At 39.9% G+C, this 25,683-nt stretch carries 18 protein-coding genes; 11 read left to right on the forward strand and 7 right to left on the reverse strand.

The features are described 5' to 3' along the window. Positions 1-97: 97 nt before the first annotated feature. The 9 genes from purL to FJ651_RS06560 all read left to right on the forward strand — a co-directional run bounded on the left by purL (position 98) and on the right by FJ651_RS06560 (position 13,487). Positions 98-3,787 carry a phosphoribosylformylglycinamidine synthase gene (gene purL / locus FJ651_RS06520; RefSeq protein WP_140989672.1) on the forward strand — a complete coding sequence of 1,230 codons (3,690 nt, stop codon included), beginning with the start codon at positions 98-100 and terminating at the stop codon, positions 3,785-3,787. A gap of 283 nt (positions 3,788-4,070) precedes the next feature. Further along, positions 4,071-5,840 carry an AMP-dependent synthetase/ligase gene (locus tag FJ651_RS06525; protein ID WP_140989673.1) on the forward strand — a complete coding sequence of 590 codons (1,770 nt, stop codon included), beginning with the start codon at positions 4,071-4,073 and terminating at the stop codon, positions 5,838-5,840. A gap of 116 nt (positions 5,841-5,956) precedes the next feature. Then, positions 5,957-6,352: a DUF1761 domain-containing protein gene (locus FJ651_RS06530; RefSeq protein ID WP_140989674.1), complete on the forward strand. Its 396-nt coding sequence runs from the start codon at positions 5,957-5,959 to the stop codon at positions 6,350-6,352. A gap of 137 nt (positions 6,353-6,489) precedes the next feature. Continuing rightward, on the forward strand, positions 6,490-6,966 hold the full coding sequence (locus FJ651_RS06535; RefSeq protein ID WP_140989675.1) for a MarR family winged helix-turn-helix transcriptional regulator: 477 nt from the start codon (positions 6,490-6,492) through the stop codon (positions 6,964-6,966). Further along, positions 6,947-9,340: a 3-hydroxyacyl-CoA dehydrogenase/enoyl-CoA hydratase family protein gene (locus tag FJ651_RS06540; RefSeq protein WP_140989676.1), complete on the forward strand. Its 2,394-nt coding sequence runs from the start codon at positions 6,947-6,949 to the stop codon at positions 9,338-9,340. The genes FJ651_RS06535 and FJ651_RS06540 overlap by 20 nt, the downstream gene beginning before the upstream one ends. Positions 9,341-9,496: 156 nt before the next feature. Beyond that, positions 9,497-9,859, forward strand: coding sequence for a four helix bundle protein (locus tag FJ651_RS06545; protein WP_140989677.1), 363 nt, complete (start codon positions 9,497-9,499; stop codon positions 9,857-9,859). 85 nt (positions 9,860-9,944) lie between these two features. Continuing rightward, positions 9,945-11,135 (forward strand): acetyl-CoA C-acyltransferase, encoded by a 1,191-nt coding sequence (locus FJ651_RS06550; RefSeq protein ID WP_140989678.1) that lies wholly within the window; start codon positions 9,945-9,947, stop codon positions 11,133-11,135. Between the two features lie 132 nt (positions 11,136-11,267). After that, positions 11,268-11,633, forward strand: a complete 366-nt coding sequence (locus FJ651_RS06555) for a four helix bundle protein (RefSeq protein WP_140989679.1) — start codon at positions 11,268-11,270, stop codon at positions 11,631-11,633. 45 nt (positions 11,634-11,678) lie between these two features. Next, on the forward strand, positions 11,679-13,487 hold the full coding sequence (locus FJ651_RS06560) for an acyl-CoA dehydrogenase family protein (protein WP_140989680.1): 1,809 nt from the start codon (positions 11,679-11,681) through the stop codon (positions 13,485-13,487). Between the two features lie 254 nt (positions 13,488-13,741). On the opposite strand, the gene FJ651_RS06565 is transcribed toward FJ651_RS06560, so the two are convergent. Continuing rightward, complete coding sequence (locus FJ651_RS06565; protein WP_140989681.1) at positions 13,742-15,544, reverse strand: glycoside hydrolase family 15 protein; 1,803 nt, start codon at positions 15,542-15,544, stop codon at positions 13,742-13,744. A 73-nt stretch (positions 15,545-15,617) separates the two neighbouring features. On the opposite strand from FJ651_RS06565, the gene FJ651_RS06570 reads away from it, so the two are divergent. Beyond that, complete coding sequence (locus FJ651_RS06570; protein ID WP_140989682.1) at positions 15,618-17,828, forward strand: bifunctional alpha,alpha-trehalose-phosphate synthase (UDP-forming)/trehalose-phosphatase; 2,211 nt, start codon at positions 15,618-15,620, stop codon at positions 17,826-17,828. A 12-nt stretch (positions 17,829-17,840) separates the two neighbouring features. After that, entirely contained in the window at positions 17,841-19,175 is a 1,335-nt protein-coding gene (locus tag FJ651_RS06575) for a M28 family peptidase (protein ID WP_140989683.1), read from the forward strand. Between the two features lie 113 nt (positions 19,176-19,288). Here FJ651_RS06575 and FJ651_RS06580 read toward each other — a convergent pair whose 3' ends face one another. The 6 genes from FJ651_RS06580 to FJ651_RS06605 form a co-directional block, all read right to left on the reverse strand. Further along, on the reverse strand, positions 19,289-20,254 hold the full coding sequence (locus tag FJ651_RS06580) for an SDR family oxidoreductase (protein ID WP_140989684.1): 966 nt from the start codon (positions 20,252-20,254) through the stop codon (positions 19,289-19,291). Between the two features lie 421 nt (positions 20,255-20,675). Continuing rightward, on the reverse strand, positions 20,676-21,053 hold the full coding sequence (locus tag FJ651_RS06585) for an endonuclease domain-containing protein (protein WP_140989685.1): 378 nt from the start codon (positions 21,051-21,053) through the stop codon (positions 20,676-20,678). Between the two features lie 57 nt (positions 21,054-21,110). Next, the gene (locus FJ651_RS06590; protein ID WP_140989686.1) at positions 21,111-21,305 is read right to left on the reverse strand and encodes a hypothetical protein; all 195 of its coding nucleotides are present in this window, start codon (positions 21,303-21,305) and stop codon (positions 21,111-21,113) included. Beyond that, entirely contained in the window at positions 21,306-22,598 is a 1,293-nt protein-coding gene (locus FJ651_RS06595; RefSeq protein WP_140989687.1) for a nucleotide sugar dehydrogenase, read from the reverse strand. It abuts the gene before it with no gap. 5 nt (positions 22,599-22,603) lie between these two features. Further along, positions 22,604-23,185 (reverse strand): sugar transferase, encoded by a 582-nt coding sequence (locus tag FJ651_RS06600; RefSeq protein WP_140989688.1) that lies wholly within the window; start codon positions 23,183-23,185, stop codon positions 22,604-22,606. A gap of 9 nt (positions 23,186-23,194) precedes the next feature. Further along, on the reverse strand, positions 23,195-25,681 hold the full coding sequence (locus FJ651_RS06605; protein WP_140989689.1) for an exopolysaccharide transport family protein: 2,487 nt from the start codon (positions 25,679-25,681) through the stop codon (positions 23,195-23,197). Positions 25,682-25,683 lie beyond the last annotated feature (2 nt).

Consider the following 25,683-nt stretch of genomic DNA (forward strand, 5'->3'; position numbering starts at 1 on the left):
TTAGTGAATAACTTATGCCCGGGATTAAAAAATTCATAGCGCCATAAGCCCAAAAAGACTAAATTTGCATTTTGTTTAAAGCATCAAATTTTTAACAATGATTCACTTTTTCGGCGATGTTAACCACAAGGTTTTCGCAGTACAAACCACTTCAGAATTAAGTCAGGATAACACTCAAAAATTGGTATGGCTTTTTGGCAACCAACCTAAAATAAACGCGGCGTCTTTAGACGCCTTTTTTGTTGGGCCCAGAGCAGCCATGATTTCACCGTGGAGCACAAACGCCGTCGAAATTACCCAAAATATGGGCATTTCTGGTATCATTAGAATTGAAGAATTTACTGCGGTATCAGAAATCTTCACTGACTTCGACCCAATGATTTCTGAGAAATTTAAAGGATTACATCAGGATATTTTTACCATTAACATTCAACCGGAACCCGTAAAAAATATTGAAGATATTCAATCCTACAACCAACAAGAAGGTTTGGCATTAAGTAATGATGAAGTTGAATACCTCGAAAATTTATCTCAAAAACTCAACCGACCTTTAACTGATGCTGAAGTATTTGGTTTTTCGCAGGTAAACAGTGAGCACTGCCGTCATAAAATATTTAACGGCACCTTCATAATTGACGGTGAAACCAAGCCAACATCCTTATTCAAACTCATCAAAAAAACTTCCGAAACACATCCCAATACCATTGTTTCGGCCTATAAAGACAACGTCGCCTTTATTGAAGGACCTGAAGTTGAGCAATTCGCACCCAAACGCGCCGATATTGCCGATTACTATACCACTACCCCATTCAAATCGGTGCTATCGCTAAAGGCCGAAACGCATAACTTCCCAACAACGGTCGAGCCCTTTAACGGTGCTGCTACCGGTTCAGGAGGCGAAATTAGAGACCGTTTAGCCGGAGGAAAAGGTTCTATCCCAATGGCAGGCACAGCGGTTTATATGACCAGCTATGCCCGACTTGAAAACCCTAAACCCTGGGAAAAAAGCATGCCCGCAAGAAAATGGCTCTATCAAACACCATTAGATATTTTAATTAAAGCCAGCAATGGTGCCTCAGATTTTGGTAACAAATTTGGGCAGCCACTTATTTGCGGTTCTTTGCTCACTTTTGAACATGATGAAGCCACAAACGAAAGTATAGAAAATCCGAGACGATTGGCTTACGACAAAGTGATTATGCAAGCCGGTGGTGTAGGCTACGGCAAATTAGACCAGGCCAAAAAAGACACCCCAAAAACGGGCGATAAAATCGTGATTCTTGGTGGTGATAATTATAGAATAGGGATGGGTGGCGCTGCCGTATCAAGCGCCGATACCGGCGAATTTGCCTCAGGTATCGAACTAAACGCCGTACAACGCTCTAACCCCGAAATGCAAAAACGTGCCGCCAACGCCATTAGAGCTATGGTAGAAAGTGAACACAACCCAATTGTGTCTATCCACGACCATGGCGCCGGGGGTCATTTAAATTGTTTATCGGAATTGGTTGAAGAAACCGGCGGACATATCAATATCGATGCGCTTCCCGTAGGAGATCCAACGCTTTCAGATAAAGAAATCATCGGCAACGAATCTCAGGAACGTATGGGATTGGTCATTGCCGAAAAAGACTTACATATCTTAAAAATAATCGCCGAACGAGAACGCGCTCCAATGTATAGCGTGGGTGATGTTACCGGCGATGGCAGATTTAAGTTTCAATCTGAAACCAAACATAGCAAACCAATGGATTTGGAACTAATCGATATGTTTGGAAGTTCGCCCAAAACCATCATGGAAGACCAAACCATCAAACGTGTTTATAATGAAATAACTTTTGATGAAAAACACTTTTTTGATTATCTGGACAACGTCTTACAGCTAGAAGCTGTGGCTTGTAAAGATTGGCTCACCAACAAAGTAGACCGCTGTGTTGGGGGCAAGGTTGCCAAACAACAATGTGCAGGTCCGTTACAATTACCGCTTAACAATGTAGCCGTAATGGCTTTAGATTACAATGGCAAGGAAGGCATTGCAACGTCGGTTGGGCATGCGCCAATTTCGGCCTTAATAAATCCTGTTGCCGGTAGTCGCAATAGTATCGCCGAAGCCTTGACCAATATCATTTGGGCGCCATTACAAAACGGTTTGAGCAGCATCTCATTATCGGCTAACTGGATGTGGCCTTGCAAAAATCCCGGTGAAGACGCCAGATTATATCAAGCTGTTGAAGCGGTTTCAGAATTTGCCATTGAACTGGGCATTAACGTTCCTACCGGAAAAGACTCACTTTCAATGAAGCAAAAATATCCCGATGGCGATGTGCTGGCACCGGGAACTGTTATCATTTCGGCCATAGGACATTGTAACGATATTAACCGTGTAGTTGAGCCAGTATTGCAAAAAGACGGCGGCGCTATATATTATATCAATCTGTCCGGCGACGATTATAAATTAGGTGGCAGCTCATTTGCCCAAACCTTGAGTAAAATAGGAGAAGACAGTCCAACCATCCAAGATGCCGCCTATTTTAAAACGGTATTTAACACCATACAAAATTGTATTAATGAAGGTCAAATTATAGCCGGACACGATGTGGCTTCAGGTGGATTAATCACTACCTTACTCGAAATGTGTTTTGCTGGTAACGATTTAGGAGCCGAACTGGATGTCACCGCTATTGGAGAGAAAAATTCTATCAAGCTGTTGTTCTCAGAAAATGCAGCCATTGTATTTCAGTCTAAAGACGATAACATCGAGCAAACTTTAAGCAAGGCTAATATCAAGTTTTACAAAATTGGTCAAGTTGTAGACCGACATGATTTAAGTATTATCAATTTCAACCGCGTTTTTAATCTTTCTATTCCGCCGTTGAGAGATACCTGGTATAAAACTTCCTATTTATTTGATTCACATCAAACCGCTAATGGATTGGCCAAGCAGCGATTTGATCATTATAAAGATCAGCCTTTAAAATATATATTCCCATCTAATTTATCCGGTAGGGTCGAGTCACGACTCGAACATTCAGAAAATCGCCCAAAAGCCGCCATTCTTAGAGAAAAAGGCAGCAATTCAGAACGCGAAATGGCCAACGCCATGTATCTGGCAGGCTTTGATGTGAAAGATATTCATATGACCGATTTAATTTCGGGGCGTGAAAATTTAGAAGACATTCAATTTTTAGGCGCTGTTGGTGGCTTCTCAAATTCTGATGTTTTAGGCTCGGCTAAGGGTTGGGCAGGTGCATTTTTGTACAACGAAAAGGCGAATACCGCGCTTAAAAATTTCTTTAAAAGAGAAGATACACTATCTGTTGGTATTTGCAACGGCTGCCAGTTATGGATGGAATTGGAACTTATCAATCCCGAGCATGAACAACATGGTAAAATGGTTCATAATGATTCACACAAACACGAAAGCGCCTTTACATCGGTGAGGATTCAAAAGAATAATTCGGTCATGCTATCATCACTCGAAGGTGCAACTTTAGGCGTATGGATTTCGCATGGCGAAGGTAAATTTAGCTTGCCCATGCCCGAAGACCAATACAACATTGTTGCCAAATACGGATATGAAGGTTATCCCGCCAATCCTAATGGATCGGACTTCAATACCGCTATGATGTGCGATAAAACAGGAAGACATTTGGTGACCATGCCTCATATTGAGCGCTCTATCTTCCCTTGGAATTGGGCTTATTACCCAAAAGACCGACAAGATACTGTATCGCCATGGTTAGAAGCCTTTGTTAATGCTAGAAAGTGGATTGAGGAAAACTCATAAGAATTAAATTGGTTTTTAAGGTTTCTTTAGACAAAAGTCATCATCTAAAAGTTTTAAGCGATTTTACCGTGAACACATTTTAAAATTATAAAGACAACCAACCTGTAAATGATTTACTTTCAAGTCTTGTGTTTACAGACTACAGTTAAGAATACGCTGTTTTGATTAATACACATTAAATATTTACAAGTATGAGTTACATAATATTCATATTTAATAATTTTTTAAGGTAATTTTTTCTATTTTCGTAGAACTCAACCCTAGTTTTTCTAATCTAAGCATAATGACTAAAGTTACCAGACTTTTCGATTTTCCTTATTATCAACTTGCTAATAAACCCTTAAAAAACGCCTTAGTTACCAAATACAATGGTGTTTGGCAATCTACTTCAACTCAGGAATACCTGGATAAAGCCAACGCTGTAAGCCGTGCGCTTTTGCGAATGGGCGTTCATAAAAATGATAAAATCGCATTGATATCTTCCACCAACAGAACTGAGTGGAACATTATGGATATTGGCATTTTGCAGGTTGGTGCACAAAACATCCCAATATATCCAACCATTTCGGCTGAAGATTATGAGTATGTTTTAAACCACAGCGAGTCTATTTACTGCTTTGTATCAGACGAAGAAGTGCTGGCTAAAATCAACACTATTAAAGCCAACACAAAACTCAAAGAGGTGTATAGTTTTGATCACATTGAAGGCTGTGAGCATTACTCTGAATTGTTTAAACTGGGTGAAGACCAAAGCAATCAACCCGAGGTTGAAGCCAGAAAAGATGATGTGAAACCGGACGATTTAGCTACTATCATTTACACCTCAGGTACCACCGGAAGACCTAAAGGCGTTATGTTGAGCCACTGGAATATTACCAGTAATGTATTAGATAGCATTCCAAGGTTGCCTATTGTAGGAGAACAACCAAGAATACTAAGTTTTTTACCAATTTGTCACATTTTTGAACGGGTGCTTATTTATATTTATCAATATGCCGCTGTTGAAATTTATTTTGCAGAAGGTCTAGACAAAATTGGTGACAATGCCAAAGAAATTAAACCTAATTTAATGAGTGTTGTGCCGCGTTTACTCGAAAAAGTTTACGATAAAATCATGGCCAAAGCCGAAGAACTGACCGGTATCAAACAAAAGCTCTTTTATTGGGCAGTTGAATTGGGCGAAATTTGGGAACCTTACGGCGCCAATGGCTGGTGGTATGAGTTTAAATTAAGCATCGCACGCAAACTGATTTTTAGCAAATGGCAGGCTGCTTTAGGTGGCGAACTAAAAACCATGGTGTCCGGAAGTGCCGCACTTCAGCCAAGATTATCCCGTATCTTTTGCGCAGCCGGTATGCAGGTCATGGAAGGTTATGGACTAACCGAAACATCTCCTGTTGTTTCAGTAGGAATGTATAAGGATAAGCATTTTAAAGTTGGTGCCGTTGGTAAACCCATTGCCAATGTTGAAGTTAAAATCGCCGAAGATGGCGAAATACTTATTAAAGGACCTAATGTAATGCTCGGTTACTACAAAGACGAAGAAAAAACCGCCAGCGTCATGACGGGAGAATATTTCCACACAGGCGATAAAGGCGAAATAGATGCCGACGGATTCCTCAAAATTACCGGTCGCAAAAAGGAAATGTTTAAAACTTCAGGCGGTAAATACATCATTCCAACCCTTTTGGAAAACGAACTCAAACAGTCCCGATTTATAGAACAGGTAATGGTAATCGGCGAAGGCGAAAAAATGCCGGCTGCTATTATCCAACCCAACTTCGAATTTGTGAGAGATTGGATTCACTACAAAAAATACAATATTAAAGACGATAACCACAGCATTGCCACTTCAGAGGTGGTGATTGACCGAATTCAAAAAGAAATAGAAAAGAGTAATCAGCGTTTTGGCAAATGGGAACAAATTAAAAAGTTTGAACTCACCGAGGATGTCTGGTCTATTGACGACGGTCACCTTACGCCTACCATGAAAATGAAACGTGAAGTGATTAGAAATAAATACGACGATTTGTATCAAAAAATTTATTCCTAAACGTTGCATTTCCTTGGATCTAACACTAAGGTATTTTCATTTATTTAACAATATATTTATATTTTAATTGTTTTTTTAGTAATTTTAGTGTCATCTAACTAATTAAATCAATTAAAATGAAAACTAAAAACTTTCTGGTTTCCGGCGCTGTCGCTGGTATTGTTTATTTTCTATTGGGATGGTTATTTTACGGCATCCTGTTTAAAGACTTCTTCCCCGAACAACCTGAGGAAACTACACAAACAATGCTTATGATTTTTCTGGGTTGTCTTACCTACGGACTTTTTGTCGCTTACATTTTTACTAAATGGGCGCAAATCTCAACAGCCACAACCGGTTTAAAAGGCGGTGCCATCATTGGTCTGTTCACCGCCTTGTTTTACAATTTTTTCAACATGGCCATGGCTAATGGTTCTACCTACGAAATGTTCGCAATGGATACAGCCATTACAATAGTTTCAACAGCTATTATTGGTGCCGTTGCCGGAGCGATAAATGGTAAAATGGGCTAACATATTTTAAAATTTAAAACAATAAGCATCTCTAAATGAGGTGCTTTTTTTATAGTTATACTATGCGTGCATAATTTTTATTTAAATACTATGCATGCATAGTATTTTTTATTATCTTTACAACTAAATATATTTAGATGAAAGATAAAACCATCGACTACGTACTTAGAACCACCTGGTTGGCTGTCAATAAAATGTATAATGAAGAAGCTGCAAAATTCGATACCACCATGGCTACGGGTTTTGCTTTATTAAGTATTGATCCAGAAAATGGCACCCCATCTACTTCGTTAGGCCCCAAAATGGGTATGGAAGCCACCAGTCTTTCAAGAACTTTGAAAGCTATGGAAGACAAAGGTTTAATTATACGAAAACCCAATCCAGAAGACGGTCGCGGTGTGTTAATTTATCTAACAGATTTTGGAAAAGAAAAAAGAAATTATTCTAAGGAACGGGTTTTAATTTTTAATGACACTATAAAAAAAAATGTGTCAGAAGAACAACTAAGGCACTTTTACGAAGTGGCCGATGTGATCAATAATATGATTTCAAATAAAAAAATATATAACCAAAAAGAATCTATACTTAAATACAATGAGCAAACGCAGAATTAAAAAAATAGCAGTCATTGGGTCTGGTATTATGGGTAGCGGCATCGCTTGCCATTTTGCCAATATTGGCGTAGAGGTGTTATTGTTAGACATCATTCCAAGAGAACTCAACGACGCCGAAAAAGCTAAAGGCCTTACCTTAAACGACAAAGTGGTAAGAAACAGAATCGTCAACGACTCCTTTACTGCCGCATTAAAGTCTAAACCATCTCCTATTTACCACCAAAGTTTTGCACAGCGCATTACTACCGGTAACATGGAACATGATATTGCTAAAATTGCCAATGTTGATTGGATCATTGAAGTGGTAGTAGAACGCCTGGACATTAAAAAACAGGTGTTTGAAAATCTGGAAAAATATCGCAAACCCGGAACGCTCATCACCTCAAATACCTCGGGCATTCCTATTCAGTTTATGAGCGAAGGCCGCAGCGATGATTTTCAAAAACACTTTTGTGGCACACACTTCTTCAATCCGGCACGTTACTTAAAATTATTCGAGATTATTCCCGGGCCTAAAACATCTCAGGAAGTCCTGGACTTTTTAAACGGTTATGGCGAACAATTCCTCGGAAAAACATCAGTGGTAGCCAAAGACACTCCGGCCTTTATTGGTAACCGTATCGGGATTTTTAGCATTATGAGCTTATTCCATATGGTAAAAGATATGAATCTTACTATCGAAGAGGTTGATAAACTAACCGGACCGGTCATTGGCCGTCCAAAATCAGCCACCTTTAGAACTGTAGATGTTGTAGGCTTGGATACTTTGGTGCACGTGGCTAACGGTATTGCTGATAACTGCCCAAAAGACGAACGACACGAGCTGTTCAAACTACCAGATTTTATCAGTAAAATGGTAGAAAACAAATGGCTGGGCAGTAAAACCGGACAAGGATTTTACAAAAAAGAAGGTAAAGACATCAAGTCTTTAGATTTAAACACCCTTGAATACCGCGATAAGCAATCGGCTAAGTTCGCCACTTTAGAGCTTACCAAAACAGTTGATAAAGTTATTGATCGTTTCCCGATTTTAGTCAATGGAAAAGACAAAGCAGGCGAATTTTACCGTAAAAATCTTGCGGCACTGTTCGCCTATGTATCACACCGAATTCCGGAAATAACAGACCAGCTTTATAAAATTGATGATGCCATGAAAGCCGGTTTCGGCTGGGAACACGGTCCGTTTCAAATATGGGATGCCGTTGGTGTTGAAAAAGGATTAGAATTAGCAAAAGCAGAAGGTTTTAACGTTGCACCATGGGTACAAGCCATGCTTTCAACCGGAAGTAAAACGTTCTATACCGTGAAAGATGGAGCCAGTTACGCATACGATATCGATAAGACATCGCAAGAAAAAATCCCCGGACAAGATGCCTTTATTATTTTAGATAACATACGTAAATCTAACGAGGTATTTAAAAACTCCGGAGTAGTAATTGAAGATTTAGGAGACGGCATTTTAAACTGTGAATTCCAAAGTAAAATGAATACCATTGGCGGTGATGTTTTAGCAGGACTTAACAAAGCCATCGACTTGGCCGAAAAAGATTTTGACGGACTCGTAGTTGGAAACCAAGCAGCAAACTTTTCAGTTGGAGCCAATATCGGTATGATTTTTATGATGGCCGTTGAACAAGAATACGATGAGCTTAACATGGCTATCAAATATTTTCAAGATACCATGATGCGCATGCGCTACTCCTCTATTCCAACTATTGCAGCACCGCACGGAATGACACTTGGCGGTGGTTGCGAATTGTCTATGCACGCCGATAAAGTGGTAGCGGCAGCCGAAACCTATATCGGACTTGTTGAATTTGGTGTAGGTGTTATTCCCGGTGGCGGCGGTTCTAAAGAAATGGCTTTAAGAGCCCAGGACACCTTTAGAAAAGGCGATGTAGAATTAAATGTATTGCAGGAATATTTCCTAACCATAGGTATGGCCAAAGTAGCCACCTCAGCCTACGAAGCCTTCGATTATGGCATCCTTCAAAAAGGAAAAGATGTGGTGGTGGTCAACAAAGACCGACAAATTGCCACAGCCAAAGCCTATGCAAGACTACTGGCCGATCAAGGTTATACCCAACCGGTTCCAAGAAAAGATATCAAGGTACTTGGTAAACAAGCCCTGGGTATGTTTTTAGTTGGAACAGACGCTATGGAAGCCAGCCATTATATTAGTGAACACGATAAAAAAATTGCCAACAAACTAGCCTACGTTATGGCAGGCGGCGATTTATCAGAACCAACCTTGGTGAGCGAGCAATACTTATTAGATTTAGAACGCGAAGCTTTCTTGTCGCTCTGTACAGAACGCAAAACCTTAGAGCGTATACAACATATGTTAAAAACTGGTAAACCCTTAAGAAATTAGTATTAAGTATTAAGACACAAGTTTTAAGACAAATAAGTATAACTATGATAAATTACGAGTTTCATTTTAAAAATGGATTTTTAACGAGCGAATTATCTTTTGAATATCAAGGTATGTGTCTTAATACTTAATACTCTAATCTTAATACTGTATAGGATGCATAATTTCGAAAAACTTAAAATATGGCAAAAAGCAATGGAAATAGCAGTTGAGGTTTATGAAATCTCTTTAATTCTGCCCGAAGATGAGAAATTCAACCTTATTCATCAGATAAAAAAATGTGCGGTTTCAATCCCTTCTAACATTGCAGAAGGTTCAGGACGGAACTCAGATAAAGAGTTTATTCAATTTTTAGGTATTGCTAATGGATCAACGTTTGAATTAATCACACAACTTATACTTGCTAAAAGATTAAAACTAATAAATGAAGAAGTTGTTCAACCAGTAATCAACCAACTGGTTGAAGTTTCAAATATGAATTTTTCGTTTCAAAAAACATTAAAAAATAAAAATAAATGATTTGATTATTAAGTCTGAACTTCTCTGTCTTCTGTCTTCAGTCTTCAGTCTTAATACTTAATACTTAATACTTAATACCTCTAAAATGAAAACAGCATATATAGTAAAAGCATACAGAACAGCCGTTGGAAAAGCACCAAAAGGCGCGTTCAGATTTAAAAGAACAGACGAACTCGGTGCTGAAACCATTCAGTACATGATGAAAGAATTGCCACAATTGGATGTCTCGCGTATAGACGACGTGATCGTGGGCAACGCTATGCCCGAAGGTTCCCAAGGACTTAACATGGCGCGATTTATATCGCTTATTGGCTTGAACAGTATTGAAGTTCCGGGAGTCACCGTCAACAGATTTTGCTCTTCAGGAGTAGAGACCATCGCCATTGCCACAGCTAAAATACAGTCGGGCATGGCGCATTGCATTATTGCCGGTGGTGCCGAAAGCATGAGTGCGGTTCCAATGACCGGTTTTAAGCCCGATTTAAATTACGACACTATCAAATCAGGCCATGAAAGTTATTACTGGGGTATGGGTAACACGGCCGAGGCGGTTGCCAATCAATTTAAGGTATCTCGTGAAGATCAGGATGAATTTGCCTATAACTCACACATGAAAGCTTTAAAGGCACAAGCTGAAGGCAAATTTGACGAGCAAATTGTTCCCATAACTGTCGACCAAACTTATATTGATGACAATGGCAAAAAAGTCACAAAATCATATACCGTAACCAAGGATGAAGGTCCGCGCGCAGGCACTAGTAAGGAGGCCCTTGCCAAATTACCGGCAGTGTTCGCAGCAGGTGGTAGTGTCACCGCAGGAAATTCATCTCAAATGAGTGATGGTGCTGCCTTTGTAATGCTCATGAGCGAAGAAATGGTTAAAGAACTCAACTTAGAACCTATTGCGAGAATGGTCAATTACGCCGCTGCCGGTGTAGAACCGCGAATTATGGGTATTGGTCCGGTTAAGGCCATTCCGAAGGCTCTAAAACTTGCCGGATTAAAACAAAGTGATTTAGAACTGATAGAATTAAACGAAGCATTTGCTTCACAATCCCTAGCAGTTATTAGAGAATTAGGTCTCAATCCCGACATCATTAATGTTAATGGCGGTGCCATAGCCTTAGGTCATCCGCTGGGCTGTACCGGTGCTAAACTGTCGGTGCAACTTTTCGACGAAATGAGAAAACGCAACATGAGCGGTAAATATGGTGCCGTAACCATGTGTGTTGGTACCGGGCAAGGCGCTTGTGGGATATTTGAGTTTTTGAAATAGAAATATTGAGAACAGAGAAAATAGAACAGAGAACAGAGAGAAGAGATGTTTTTCATTAAAACGATTGACATTTATCTCTTCTCTCTTCTCCCTGCCTGTCGGCAGACAGGTCTTCTCTAAATACTAACATCTATGAGTACCAAGAAAAGACATAACTACAAAAATTTGAAAATTTGGCAATTAGGATTAGAAATTTCTTTCGACATCTCTGATTTACTTGTTCAATTTCCGCAACATGAACCTTATGATCTTTCTTCTCAAATGAGTAGATGCTCTATTTCTATGCCCAGTAATATTGCCGAAGGTTCAGCTAAAAGCAACAAATCGTTCAGTAATTACTTAGACATCGCTCTGGGCTCATCATTTGAATTAGGCACCCAATTATTAATAGCAAATCACAGAACATATATAAACCAAGAAACATTAACAACCCTTGAAGAAAAAATAGAAGAATTTCAGAAAATGACCATGAGCTTCCAAAACAAGCTTAAGGATTAAGTCTCTTTTCTCTTCTCTCTTCTCTCTTCTCTAAAATTAAAATCTATGAACACAACAGTTAAAGAAAAAGAAATCTTACGCGGCGGACAATTCCTCGTGAAAGAAACACATTGCGATGACGTCTTCACCCCTGAAGATTTTACCGAAGAACAAAATATGATGAAAGAAGCGGTCATCGAATTCAACGACCGTGAAATCATTGCACACCGCGAACGCTTCGAAAAGAAAGACTTCGCTTTTACCGAAGCTTGTATGCGCAAAGCGGGCGACCTAGGCTTTTTGAGTGTTGCAGTACCTGAGGAATACGGCGGTTTGGGAATGGGCTTCGTGTCTACCATGCTGGTATGCGACTATATTTCGAGTGGTACCGGCTCGTTTAGCACGGCTTTTGGCGCACATACCGGTATTGGCACCATGCCAATTACCCTCTACGGAACCGAAGAACAAAAACAAAAATACGTGCCAAGATTGGCCAGTGGCGAATGGTTTGGCGCTTATTGCTTAACCGAACCGGGCGCGGGTAGCGATGCCAATTCGGGTAAAACAACAGCCGAACTCACTGCCGATGGTAAACATTATAAGATTAACGGACAAAAAATGTGGATTTCCAACGCAGGATTCTGCAAGTTGTTCATTGTATTTGCCAGAATTGAAAACGATAAAAATATTACCGGTTTCATCGTAGAAAATGATCCGGCAAATGGCATCACCTTAGGCGAAGAAGAACACAAACTCGGTATTAGAGCCTCTTCAACGCGTCAGGTATTTTTTAACGATTGTATGGTGCCGGTTGAAAATATGCTGGCCGGTCGTGGCGAAGGTTTTAAAATTGCCATGAATGCCTTAAACGTTGGAAGAATTAAACTGGCTGCCGCTTGTTTAGATTCGCAACGCCGCATTACTACTCACGCAGTAAAATACGCCACAGAGCGCAAGCAATTTAACACACCTATTGCCGATTTTGGTGCTATCATATCTAAATTGGCCGAAATGGCAACCAGCGCTTATGCCGGTGAGTCAGCCTCCTACAGAGCTGCTAAAAACATTGAAGACCGCATTGAAATGCGCGTTGCCGCCGGTAACAGTCACCAGGAAGCAGAATTGAAAGGGGTTGAAGAATACGCCATAGAATGTTCCATCTTAAAAGTGGCAGTGTCTGAAGATGTTCAAAACTGTGCCGATGAAGGTATACAGATTTTTGGTGGTATGGGCTTCTCTGAAGAAACACCTATGGAAGCCGCCTGGAGAGATGCCAGAATTGCCAGAATATACGAAGGTACCAACGAAATTAACCGAATGCTCTCTGTGGGAATGTTGGTTAAAAAAGCCATGAAAGGTCATGTAGATCTACTGTCGCCCGCCATGAAAGTTCAGGAAGAATTAATGGGCATTCCGTCTTTTGATATTCCTGATTATTCTGAATTATTTGCCGAAGAAAAGGAAATGATTGCCAAGCTTAAAAAAGTATTTTTAATGGTGGCAGGTGCTGCGGTTCAAAAATTCGGACCCGATTTAGACCAACATCAACAATTGCTTCTAGCTGCATCAAATATACTGATCGAAATTTACTTGGCAGAATCTGCTGTATTAAGAACCGAAAAGAATGCCAAACGATTCGGTGAAGATTCTCAAAAAGAACAAATCGCCATGGCCAAATTGTACTTGTTCAATGCCGTTGAAATTATCAAGAAAAACGGTATGGAAGGTATCATATCATTCGCTGAAGGCGATGAACAAAAAATGATGCTCATGGGCTTAAAACGTTTCACCAAATACAACAACTACCCTAACGTAGTTGAATTGAGAAACACCATCGCCGAAAAGGTAAAGGCCGAGAATAAGTACTGTTTCTAAACGGTTAAAATTTCATATAACACATACCAGACCTCATAGTCCCGATGGCAATTGGGACTGCGAGGTCTTCCTTTTTGAAATAATGTAGCTCAACACAATATAAAATACAGTGCTTCTGGTGCTATTCTATGACGAGCGCTAGATGTAGGCATCAGATGTTGAAAAAAATTATTGACAAAACCTTAGCGTTCTTGGCGACTTCGCGGTGCATTTTAATTATTAAGTCATCAATGGACTTTTTATATTTCTTTACTTTAAGCCATCGTATGCTTCACCTTTTCCTCCTCAGTAATTTCAGATAAATTAATAGCCGTTTCTATCAATGCCAAATGCGAATAGGCCTGCGGAAAATTCCCTAACAAACGTTTGGTTTTAAAATCAATGTCTTCGCTAAACAATCCTAAATGATTACTATAAGTCAATAATTTATCGAACATTTTTTTGGCTTTGAGCCGCTCACCTATTTTGTACAAACTGTTGATAAACCAAAACGTACAAATGGTAAACGAGGAGCTTGGTAATCCAAAATCGTCTTCATTTTTATAACGATACATCAAGCCGTCGTAACTCAATTCTTTTTCAATAGCCAAAACCGTACTCACATATTTTGGGTCTTTGGCTTCAATAAATCCGTAATTTTCCATTAACAGTACCGAGGCATCCAGGTATTTACTGCCATAAGATTGGGTAAACGCCTTTACATCTTCATTCCACGCTTTCTCAAAAATATCGTTTTTTATTTCGGCTTCAAGGAGTTTCCACTTATTGATTTTTCGGTATTTATCCAATTTTTCGGCTACTTTAATAGCTCTGTCCACGGCTACCCAACACAGTACTTTTGAGAAAGTGAAATGTCGGTCTTCGGTTCTAAATTCCCAAATACCTTTATCGGCTTCGCGCCAGTGTTTTTCAACTACCCAAACTATGCCTTTAGTGATGGTCCAAAGTTCTTCAGTTCTTTCAACATCAACAGTAAATTTTTCAAACTGCTGGTTAATCACATCCATCAAAATACCATAAATATCGTTTTGCTTTTGCATGTATGCGGCATTGCCAATGCGCACCGGTCTGGAATTTTGGTAACCCGATAAATGATTTAAGGTAAGCTCTGTGAGTTGCTTTTCTTTATTGATCCCATACATGATTTGAAGTTTTTCGTCTTTATCGGGTATCAAATCAATAATAAATTGCAAATACCGCTGCGCGGCACTGCGATGTCCTAAATGAGACAACACTTTAATCACCATCGAAGCATCCCGAATCCAGCAAAAACGGTAATCCCAATTGCGCACTTCGCCAATAGTTTCTGGTAATGAAGTGGTTGCAGCTGCCAAAACGGCACCCGTTTTATCATAGCTTAGTAACTTTAAGGTAACCGCACTTCTTAAAATTTCTTCGTTATATAAATTGTATTTAGGAGTTTTATCTATCCAATTCAACCAATACACCTTAGTGCGTTGGTGCTCTAAATACATATTGTCAACAGTTGGCTTAAATACTTTTTCGTTATAGCCTAAAAGGAAAAACGCATCCGCGATGAGCAAAATAGGTTCACTATTTACAATTTGTTGAAGGTCTAAATTAGAATACATAAAAAGTGTGTCGAACTTTTCACTATGTGTTAGACTTACAATAAATTCATCCTTTACATAGGTGTCGGTAACACCAATGGCATATTCCAATTTGGGCTGATAATCTAATTTAAATGTGGGCTTTCCTGAAATATATTTGATATATCGAACAATTTCGGGCGGTGCTTGGTATTTGGTATTTGTTTTATGATAGCGCGGCATAAAGTCGTGTACTTCAAAAGTATCGAGTCCGTTACTAAATCTCGTTACCAAAATAGCAGTTTGATTGAGGTAGAATTGGGTAATTTGATAACTTTCATCTACAATAAATCCAAAGTGGCCACCAATGTTATCGTCTAAAATTTTAGCAAATACCGACGAAGAGTCAAACTCGGGCAAGCAACACCAGTCGATAGAACCTGTTTTTGAAATAAGCGCAGCGCTTCGGCAATTTCCTATAATGCCATAATGTAAATTGTCTTTCAAATCTTTCTTTTTATGGTTAACACAATTTTTTTCGTTAAATTACAAAACTAAGTATTAATCTAAGAATAGCATTGTGAATAAAACGATTATTGTTTCCAACAGACTTCCACTACAAATTAAATTAAATAATGATAAACTGGAGGTAGTGCCAAGTGTAGGCGGTTTAGCTACAGGCCTAAAATCGGTTCATGCTGATGGTAATGGTATCTGGATTGGCTGGTCGGGTTTAACTGAAGAGGAATTAGATGATAATCTTAAAAGTCTTGTAAAACAAGCGGTTAAAAAGGAAAAATGCGAGGCAGTGTCCTTAACTCAAGATGATATCGACAATTATTATCTCGGGTTTAGCAACAAAACCCTTTGGCCGCTGTTCCACTACTTTATGGAATACACCGAGTTTGAACACGAACAATGGCAAGCCTACAAGCGCGTGAACGAAAAATTTGCCGAAGTCGTTTTAGAACACATTGAAGATGGCGATACCGTTTGGGTACACGACTACCAATTGTTATTGTTGCCAAAACTCATCAAAGACAAAAAACCCAATACTTCCATTGGCTTTTTCCTACACATACCGTTTCCTTCCTACGAAATATTCCGCACATTTCCATGGCGCGAAGAAGTGCTGGATGGCATGCTCGGTGCCGACTTACTGGGCTTTCATACCTACGATTACGAGCGCCATTTTTTAAGTTCAGTCAAACGTATCATGCGTTTAGAAGTGAACTTCAACGAAATTTCAATGGCCGACCGAACTATTAAAGTGGATTCATTTCCTATGGGAATAGATTACAACAAGTTTCACAACGCAGCCCTGGCGCACCTCAATCAGGACGAAAGCCAAAAATCGGAACTGCAAAAACGTCTCGACGACCATATTCAATCAGATGCCGATACCAAACTCGTTTTGTCTATTGATCGAATGGATTATACCAAAGGCATCCCCAACCGCATTCGGGCATTTGAGTATTTTTTAAATAAATATCCGGAGTTTAAAGAGAAAGTAAGGCTAATTATGCTGGCGGTGCCATCGCGCTCTGATGTGCCACAATACAAAAAATTAAAACGCGAAACCGATGAGCTGGTTGGCAGAATTAACGGTCAATTTGCCACCGTAAGCTGGACACCCATCTGGTATTACTACCGCTCGATGCCCTTTGAAAATTTAATCGATTTATACACCTCATCGCAGGTAGCATTGATAACGCCAATACGCGACGGTATGAATTTGGTAGCTAAGGAATATATCGCCACACGCACCAATGGACACGGGGTGTTGGTGTTAAGCGAAATGGCCGGTGCCTCGAAAGAAATGAACGAAGCACTGCTCATCAATCCCAACAATTTTGAGCAAATAGCCGACACCTTAAAAATAGCTCTGGAGATGCCTGAAGCGGAACAATCACGCCGACTTCATATTCTCCAAAAACGACTCAAACGCTACAGCGTAGAAAAATGGGCCGATGAATTTATGAGTTCGCTCAATTCAACTAAAAAATACAGAGAAACTTCAATAACGCGTGCATTAGACACAAATGTGTCCGCAAAAATGGTCTCCGATTTTGAAAACGCACAAAAAAACCTCTTGTTGTTAGATTATGACGGAACCTTGGTTGGCTTTACCAACAATCCGCAAGATGCCTCACCCGATGAAGACCTGATAGCCTTACTGCTTAAATTGAACAGCCTACCAAATACCGATCTGGTTCTCATCAGCGGAAGAGATCGCGAAACATTTGAGCGCTGGCTAAGCGATTACGATTTTAACCTCATCACCGATCACGGCGTTTGGTTAAAATCTAAAAATAAAGACTGGAAAATGTTAGAGCAGGTTAAAACACAGTGGATGGAGAACATTCTGCCCATTTTAGAAACCTTTGTCGACAGAACGCCGGGAACCTTCATTGAAAGGAAAAAATACTCACTGGCCTGGCATTACCGCAAAGCCGACCCCGAACTGGCACAAATAAGAACTATGGAACTCAACACCGTATTGACAAGCTTAATCTCCAACAACGATTTATCGGTTCTGGAAGGTAATAAGGTCATCGAAATAAAAGGCAGCAATGTTAACAAAGGCCGGGCAACCTCGCGATTAATTACTGCAAAACAATACGATAACATAGTAGCTATTGGTGATGACTGGACCGACGAATTTACCTTCGAGGCCTTACCCGAAAAATCGTATACCATAAAGGTAGGTTCTAAAAAAACCAAAGCCAATTATTATATAAAAGACACCAATGCGGTAAGGGAATTATTGGTTAAATTTGTGAAGAACTAAAAACCATTTCCAATGCAAAAGCTAGTGATTCTTCTATTTGTTTTATCTCCTTTTTTAACCAAAGCCCAAACAAATCAAAAGATATACGACATCATCAATGCAGTTTCCGCAGAACGTATTGAAAACGATATCAGAACACTGGCTAATTTTGGCACCCGAAACACCTTTAGCGACACGGTGTCTGATACGCGTGGCATTGGAGCCGCCAGACGATGGATTAAAAATGAATTCGAGAAGATTTCAGCCAACTGTAATAATTGTCTGGATGTCTTTTATCAAAAAGATTTTGTTACAAAAGAAGGTAACAATCGCGTACCAAAAGACGCTTGGGTTGTGAATGTGGTAGCCGTTCAAAAAGGTACCAAATACCCAAATCGCTACATCATTATGAGTGGCGATATCGATTCGCGCGCCAGTAATACAATGGACTTTACCATCGATGCACCCGGTGCCAACGACAATGCCTCCGGTATGGCCGGCGCTATAGAAGCCGCAAGAGTGTTGTCGAAATATCAGTTTGAAAGCAGCGTGGTTTATGTTGGGTTATCAGGTGAAGAACAAGGATTGTTTGGTGGTGCCGGATTAGCAAAATACGCACAGGACAATGGCTGGGACATTATTGGCGTATTGAATAACGACATGATTGGCAACATCGAAGGTGTTGACGGGGTGATTGATAATCGCACTTTCCGCATTTTCTCTGAGCCTGTGCCGCCAACCGAAACAGAACGCCAGCGCAACGCCCGCAGATTTTACGGTGGCGAAGTAGATGGTATTTCACGTCAACTGGCGCGCTACGTTCATAAAACTACCAAAACCTATATGCCCGAAATGAACCCCATGATGGTTTACAGACTCGACAGATTTGGTCGTGGCGGTCATCACCGTCCGTTTAACGATCTGGGATTTTCAGGCATCAGAATCATGGAAGCCCATGAAAATTATAACCGTCAGCATCAGGATATTCGTGTAGAAAATGGTATTGCCTATGGCGACGTAATTGAAGGCGTTAATTTTGATTATGCCGCTAAGCTTACCGCCGTTAACGCCATTAATATGGCCAGCCTGGCATGGGCACCACCGGCACCAAAAAATGTGGGTATTGGCGGCATTGTACAACCATCGGCCAAGTTAAAATGGGACAAAGTTGAAGGAGCAGTTGGCTATAAAATTTACTGGCGCGATACCACCTCACCCACCTGGGATCACAGCCGCTATGTGGGTGATGTCGATAATTTTACTCTGGAAGGTATCGTCATTGACAATTACTACTTTGGTGTGGCTGCAGTTGCTGCCAACGGATTTGAAAGTGTGGTGGTCTTTCCGGAGCAGATTATACGGGAGTAGATGTGAGTATTAAGTAATAAGACGAAAGTATTAAGACTGTTGACTCTCGTAGTTTCGAGTTATGAGTTCGGAGTAATGAGTTTGAAATTTGAAATTTGGAATTTGAAGTTTCACTACCCAACAAACCAATCCCAGGTAAGCCCCAATCCCTCACGCACCGTTACCTCAGGATCATACCCAAGCAACCGTTCTGCCTTGCTGATATCAGCTAACGAATCGCGCACATCACCTTTTCTTGGCGGACCATAAGTAGGCTCTAAATTTGAACCGGCGGCTTCTTTTAAATACTGCCACAACTGATTCACAGAAATACGTTCGCCACAAGCCACATTAAAGACTTCGTTAGCTGCGGTTGCGGGTGCAAAAAACCCTTTGACATTAGCCTGAACGGCATTATCTACATAGGTAAAGTCCCGCGTTTGCTCACCATCACCATTAATTTTTGCCGTTTGGTTGTCTTTCAACGCCTGCATAAATAGGGGGATCACCGCTGCGTAAGCGCCATTCGGACTCTGTTTTGGGCCAAAAACGTTAAAGTATCTCAAACCAATGGTATCGGTGCCATAAGCCGAAGCAAACACATCGGCATAAAGCTCATTTACGTATTTGGTCACCGCATAAGGCGATAACGGTTTACCAATCACATTTTCAACCTTGGGCAAACTTTTACTGTCGCCATAAGTAGAACTGGAAGCCGCATAGACCATGCGCTTCACGGTGTTGCTATTTTTGAGCGCAATCATCATATTTAAAAAGCCGTTAATATTCACGGCGTTGGTAGTAGCCGGATCGTAAAGTGATCGCGGTACCGAACCTAAAGCGGCCTGATGACTCACATAATCAATATCCTTCATAGCCAACTCGCAAGTGGCCAGGTCTCTAATATCACCCTCCATTAATTCAAATGCGGGATGTTCCAAAAACTCGGTAAGGTTATGCCTGTAGCCATTCGAAAAATTATCCAAAACCCGCACCTTCACAGCGCCGTGTTTTAGCAGGTATCCTACCAGGTTACTGCCAATAAATCCGGCACCTCCTGTGATTAAAAAACGGTGTTTTGATATGTTTTGTGTTATCATTTTAATTATTTATTTTACTAAATTAGAACTACTTTAAAAAATTCATGTTTTCAAGCAATTATGAAATGACCCACCCCTTAATCCCCTCCCAGGAGGGGAAGATGACGTCTGCTTAATTTAATATTTCATTATAAAAGATAGTTTTCAAATTTATAATGTTTATAGGATTAACTATTATTTTTTTAATATCTTGTAGTTTACAGAAGTTTGGCTTTAACCACCACTTAATCCCCTCCCATGAGGGGAGAATGGCGATTTTTTAATTTAATTTACTAATAAATACAAAATTATTTTATTCCTTTAAATTTTATTTGCTGTTAAGTTATTTAATAGCCGTTATAAAGTAAATCTTACAAGGTTATTCCCCTCCTGGGAGGGGCTAGGGGTGGGTTTATACCAGATTTCCTAAAAAATGAAATCTTTAATTATCATCGTTGTTTAAGATTTCAATTTTGTTTTTCAATTCATCTAACACTGTATCTAAATTATTTTTAATATCATCATCACTAAACCGAATTAGTTTCACTCCTAAAGATTCTAACTTTTTTTGTCTTTGATGATCATATTTTTCCTGTTCTTCAGTAAAGTGTATTCCTCCATCAACTTCAATAGCTAATTTAAGTTCTTTACAATAAAAATCAACAATATAACTATCAATTGGTATTTGCTTGCTAAATTTATAACCTAACTTTTTACCTTTTATTTCTCTCCATAATGCAATTTCACCATAGGTCATTTTACTTCTTAATGCTTTCGCCAATGCCACTAATTTATGCTGATATGGAATTATTTTAGGCATTAATTTATTTAATTCGTTGATTGATAAAATAGAAATTCTCTGTCAAGTACCCACCCCTTAATCCCCTCCCTGGAGGGGAGAATGACGTCCTTTTAATTTAAGATTTTCCATTTCTCTCCAAATAACTATCTGAATCTCTTCTCTCTTCTCTCTTCTCTCTGTTCTCTTCTCTCTGTTCTCTTCTCTCTGTTCTCTGTTCTCTGTTCTTTGTTCTCTGTTCTCTTCTCTCTGCTCCCCTAAATTAACTTCCAATCACAACCTCGCATTCACCATTTCCTTAGGAAACAAAGACTTCACATCAAATATAACACCATTAGCTGCCTTAAGCGCCTCAACATTTAGTTCTAAAAATTCATTATGAGATACCGCTAAAATGATGGCATGGTAGTCCTCTCCTAGTTGTGCTATATCGCTTAATAATTCTAATCCGTATTCTTCCTGAACTTCCTCTTGAGAAGCCCACGGATCAAACACATCTACATTGACGTGATAACTTCTCAATTCCTGTATGATGTCGATAACCCTTGAATTTCTAATATCCGGACAATTCTCTTTAAAGGTAATGCCCAAAACCAGTGCTTTGGAACCTTTGATGGTGACACCTTCATTGATCATCATTTTAACCGTTTCGGTGGCTACATAACTACCCATACTATCATTCATCTTACGACCCGCCAATATAATCTCCGGATTATAACCACATTCAATGGCTTTTTGGGCCAGGTAATACGGATCGACTCCTATACAGTGTCCGCCCACCAGTCCGGGTTTGAAGTTTAAAAAATTCCACTTGGTACCTGCTGCTTTTAAAACAGCTTCGGTATCGATGTCGAGAATTCTAAAAATCTTCGACAACTCATTCACAAAAGCAATATTGATATCGCGTTGCGAATTTTCAATCACCTTAGCCGCTTCTGCCACCTTTATGGAAGGTGCCAAATGCGTACCTGCCGTAATCACCGATCGGTACAAGGCATCTACTATTTCACCTATTTCGGGTGTAGACCCCGAGGTTACTTTTAATATTTTGGTAACGGTGTGTTCTTTATCACCCGGATTAATGCGCTCAGGTGAATACCCTGCATAAAAATCCGTATTGTAGGTTAATCCACTTACCTTTTCCAGGATGGGCACACACACCTCTTCTGTAGCACCGGGATACACCGTAGACTCGTAAATAACAATATCATCAGCTTTGAGTACATTACCCACAGTTTCACTGGCCTTTATCAAAGGTGTAAAATCGGGTTTGTTGAGCGCATCGGTAGGTGTTGGTACGGTAACTATGTAAATGTTACAATCTTTTAAATCTGCTAAATCGTAAGTCACCAAAAGACCGGTGGTATCAGGTTGATCGTTCAACACCGACATTAAATGGGCATCTTCCACCTCTAGTGTATGGTCTTTTCCCTGGCGTAGTTCGGCTACACGCTTACGGTTGATATCAAATCCAATCACAGGATATTTCTTAGCAAATTCAACCGCTAAGGGTAATCCTACATACCCAAGACCAATGATGGCTATTTTATCTGTTTTTTTATTCATATACTTCAAAATAAAGATTTTAAAAGGCAGTCCAAATCTAAGTAAAAACTCCAATTTTCCGCGTAGTTTTTATTAATTTTCACCTTATCGGGCCAAATAATCGTTCTATTGTATGTTTCAGGGTTATCTTGAAGCGCCAGCAACTGCTCCTCATGCTTATATTTAAGGGTTGCCGGTCCTGTAATTCCGGGTTTAACACTCAAGATCACCCTATCTGCTCCCTCAAGCTTATCGGCAAAACCGGGAACATCAGGTCTGGGACCTACAAAACTCATCTCACCTGTTAGTACATGGTATAATTGTGGCAACTCGTCTAATTTGTGGGCTCTGATCCATTTACCGCTGCGGGTGGCGCTTTGTTCTAACTTCCCTAAATAATGGGGTTCGTTTTTTAAGGTGCGAAGTTTATACATAACAAACGGTTGTCCGTATTGACCGATGCGCGCATGCCGGTAAAGCCCGTTACTTCGGGTTTCAACCGCGCAAATCAGCATTAAAACAATTATTAAAAGACTCACAGGAATTAACAAGACTATAGCCAACAGCAAATCAAATAAACGTTTAATAAGCTTTTGACCTCGTGTCATGTATGTGTTTTATTGTAAACGCTTCAAAAGTCTTTTTAGTCTGGATACCAATCCTTTCTTGTCGCGCTCGTGATAGGCATTGCCATATACTCCGTATCCATAACCATAGCCATAACCATAGCCATAACCATAGCCATAATTGTGATTGGATTTATGCTTATAAAAGTTGAGTAAATAATATACATTCTTCAATTCGCCGGTACGATATTTGGCATTTACCAGAGACAACATACCCTTTTTGGTGTAATCCAGCCTCACCAGAAATACCGTGGCGTCGGCAAAATTCGACAATTCCAGAGCATCGGTCACCAAGCCCAAAGGGGGCGTATCCATTACTATAATATCATAGTTATCCCTCAAATGTGCCATAAAGACTTTGAGATTGTCTCCCATCAATATTTCAGACGGATTGGGTGGTATGGGACCTGATGGTATCACATCCAAATTCTCGATATGACTTTTTAAGGTTACTTCTTCCAGAGTACTGTCGCCAATAAGGTAATTAACAATTCCCAAATCGTTTTGAATATTAAAATCTCCAAAAATTTTAGGCTTCCGCAAATCTAAACCCAATAGTATGGTTTTTTTACCCGATAAGGCATAGGCAGTCGCCATATTAATAGAACAAAACGTTTTACCTTCACCACTCACAGAAGAAGTCACCATCAAAGTTCGACCTTTGTTCTCAGGGTTGGGCTGATTTTTATAAATAAACTGCAAACTCGAACGGATGGCGCGAAAAGACTCGGCTACGGCCGACTTAGGTTTTTCGTAAACCACCAGATTGTTTTTGTAATTGTACTTACCTATCAGACCAATAATGGGGATTTTACTCAACTTCTCAACTTCATCAGACCCATGAATGGTATTGTCTAACAAATACACCACAAAAATGAGGAACATGGGCGAGAAAAAGCCCACCATTAAGGCCATCATATAATTTAACGACTTCTTAGGTCCGATGGGGCCGTTACCAATATCTTTGGCCTCATCTATTACCACAATATCAGATACATTAGCGGCTTTAACAATAGCTGCTTCCCCACGTTTAGACAAGTAAATGTCATAAGCCTCTTGGCTTAAGCTTAGGGTGCGTTCTATTTTAAGAAATTCTTGCTGGTCTTCCGGCAATTTTGACAGCTCAGATTCTAACCTGCCGATACGTTGATTAATGTTAATAAGTTGGCCGTTAATGGTGCGTTTGGTGGCCCCAATGGTTTCCAGCAATACATTTTTCTCAGCATCAATGCGACGGTCCAATTCTTTAAATAAAATAGACCCTTCTTTGGTGGTGTATTCCAGGCTCTGGCGCTCAATCGCCAAACCGGTAATGGTACTCACACTGCTTACAATATTGCCTTCTTGTATACCTACCGAACTGGGTGCTGCAATTTTGGTATAATCAGTTTTGGTGCGCAGGTAGTCTTCCAGACTGTTCAAATATTTAAGCTTCGCATTTTCAGCTTCCCTTTCAACATCAAGCATTTTCAGCTTTTCGTTGGTTGAAATCATCTCTTCGGTAACATTAAAGACTTTGTTTTTTTTCCTAAACTCATTCATCATGTCAGTAGCCCGCCTTACGTCTGCATCTGCATTATTTAAACTGCTGTCAATAAACTTAATGGTGTTGGTGGCGTACAAATTTTTACGCTCCAGTTCGGTACGACTTAAAATGGCGGCTGTAGCATTTAAATAGTCAACAATTTTGGCTTTATTAGTTCCAATAAGAGAAAGGGTTAATACCGCCGAGGATGAACCAGAAAATGGCGCAATTTTTACACCGGATTGATATTGATAGACAACTGAATCAAAATTTAAAAATTGTATATAGTACTCAGTGCCGGGAACAAGTGCTCTTCCCACACGTTTTTCTATGGTTCCACTTAAAAAAGAGAGTTTAATTGGGTTACCAAATTGAAATGTTTGCTGAAATTCACCAAGAGGCAGCGTAATGTTTACTTTTGATTTATCGCCATAGCGCTGAGCTGTAGCAGCCTCACTCTCAAAAACAGCAAAGATTTCGAAGTTGTCGTCGTCTTTAATTCGCACGCCTATGGTTTGCCCAAGTATTTGCCCCTGTTGCATATCTGGCTTAAACTCAAATGGCGCATTTTTATATACATCTTCAAATCTGTATTTTCCCTTCACAAAATAATTCATGTAATACTTCAATGAATCTACTACCAATTCATTATGCGTTCGGGTTTTTACAGAGGTCATTATTTTACCCACCTTTCCTGAAACGCCACCCCAGTTAAAAGAAATAGAAGTGTTGGCAGTAAAAAAAGGATTCTGTTCGCTTTCTATAGAAATAAGAGAGTTAAGTTGATAAATATTCGGTTTGCGTACGTTGATAAAATAAGCCACTAAAAGCGCTATACCTATTGAAAGTAGCACAAGTTTCCAGAGGTTCAAAGCCTTAAATAAAAAGCCCCTGAAATCAAAACCTATCCGGCCTTGTTCACCCTGCTCTATGTCTTGTTCAAAATCGGTCACGT

Origin of the sequence: Paucihalobacter ruber, assembly GCF_006494535.1 — a bacterium.
Lineage (GTDB): Bacteria > Bacteroidota > Bacteroidia > Flavobacteriales > Flavobacteriaceae > Paucihalobacter > Paucihalobacter ruber.

Excerpts from the sequence above, each read along its gene's own strand:
- purL (WP_140989672.1), top strand. The coding sequence starts at position 98 with ATGATTCACTTTTTCGGCGATGTTAACCACAAGGTTTTCGCAGTACAA.
- FJ651_RS06525 (WP_140989673.1), top strand. The coding sequence starts at position 4,071 with ATGACTAAAGTTACCAGACTTTTCGATTTTCCTTATTATCAACTTGCT.
- FJ651_RS06530 (WP_140989674.1), top strand. The coding sequence starts at position 5,957 with ATGAAAACTAAAAACTTTCTGGTTTCCGGCGCTGTCGCTGGTATTGTT.
- FJ651_RS06535 (WP_140989675.1), top strand. The coding sequence starts at position 6,490 with ATGAAAGATAAAACCATCGACTACGTACTTAGAACCACCTGGTTGGCT.
- FJ651_RS06540 (WP_140989676.1), top strand. The coding sequence starts at position 6,947 with ATGAGCAAACGCAGAATTAAAAAAATAGCAGTCATTGGGTCTGGTATT.
- FJ651_RS06545 (WP_140989677.1), top strand. The coding sequence starts at position 9,497 with ATGCATAATTTCGAAAAACTTAAAATATGGCAAAAAGCAATGGAAATA.
- FJ651_RS06550 (WP_140989678.1), top strand. The coding sequence starts at position 9,945 with ATGAAAACAGCATATATAGTAAAAGCATACAGAACAGCCGTTGGAAAA.
- FJ651_RS06555 (WP_140989679.1), top strand. The coding sequence starts at position 11,268 with ATGAGTACCAAGAAAAGACATAACTACAAAAATTTGAAAATTTGGCAA.
- FJ651_RS06560 (WP_140989680.1), top strand. The coding sequence starts at position 11,679 with ATGAACACAACAGTTAAAGAAAAAGAAATCTTACGCGGCGGACAATTC.
- FJ651_RS06575 (WP_140989683.1), top strand. The coding sequence starts at position 17,841 with ATGCAAAAGCTAGTGATTCTTCTATTTGTTTTATCTCCTTTTTTAACC.
- FJ651_RS06580 (WP_140989684.1), bottom strand. The coding sequence starts at position 20,254 with ATGATAACACAAAACATATCAAAACACCGTTTTTTAATCACAGGAGGT.
- FJ651_RS06585 (WP_140989685.1), bottom strand. The coding sequence starts at position 21,053 with ATGCCTAAAATAATTCCATATCAGCATAAATTAGTGGCATTGGCGAAA.
- FJ651_RS06595 (WP_140989687.1), bottom strand. The coding sequence starts at position 22,598 with ATGAATAAAAAAACAGATAAAATAGCCATCATTGGTCTTGGGTATGTA.
- FJ651_RS06600 (WP_140989688.1), bottom strand. The coding sequence starts at position 23,185 with ATGACACGAGGTCAAAAGCTTATTAAACGTTTATTTGATTTGCTGTTG.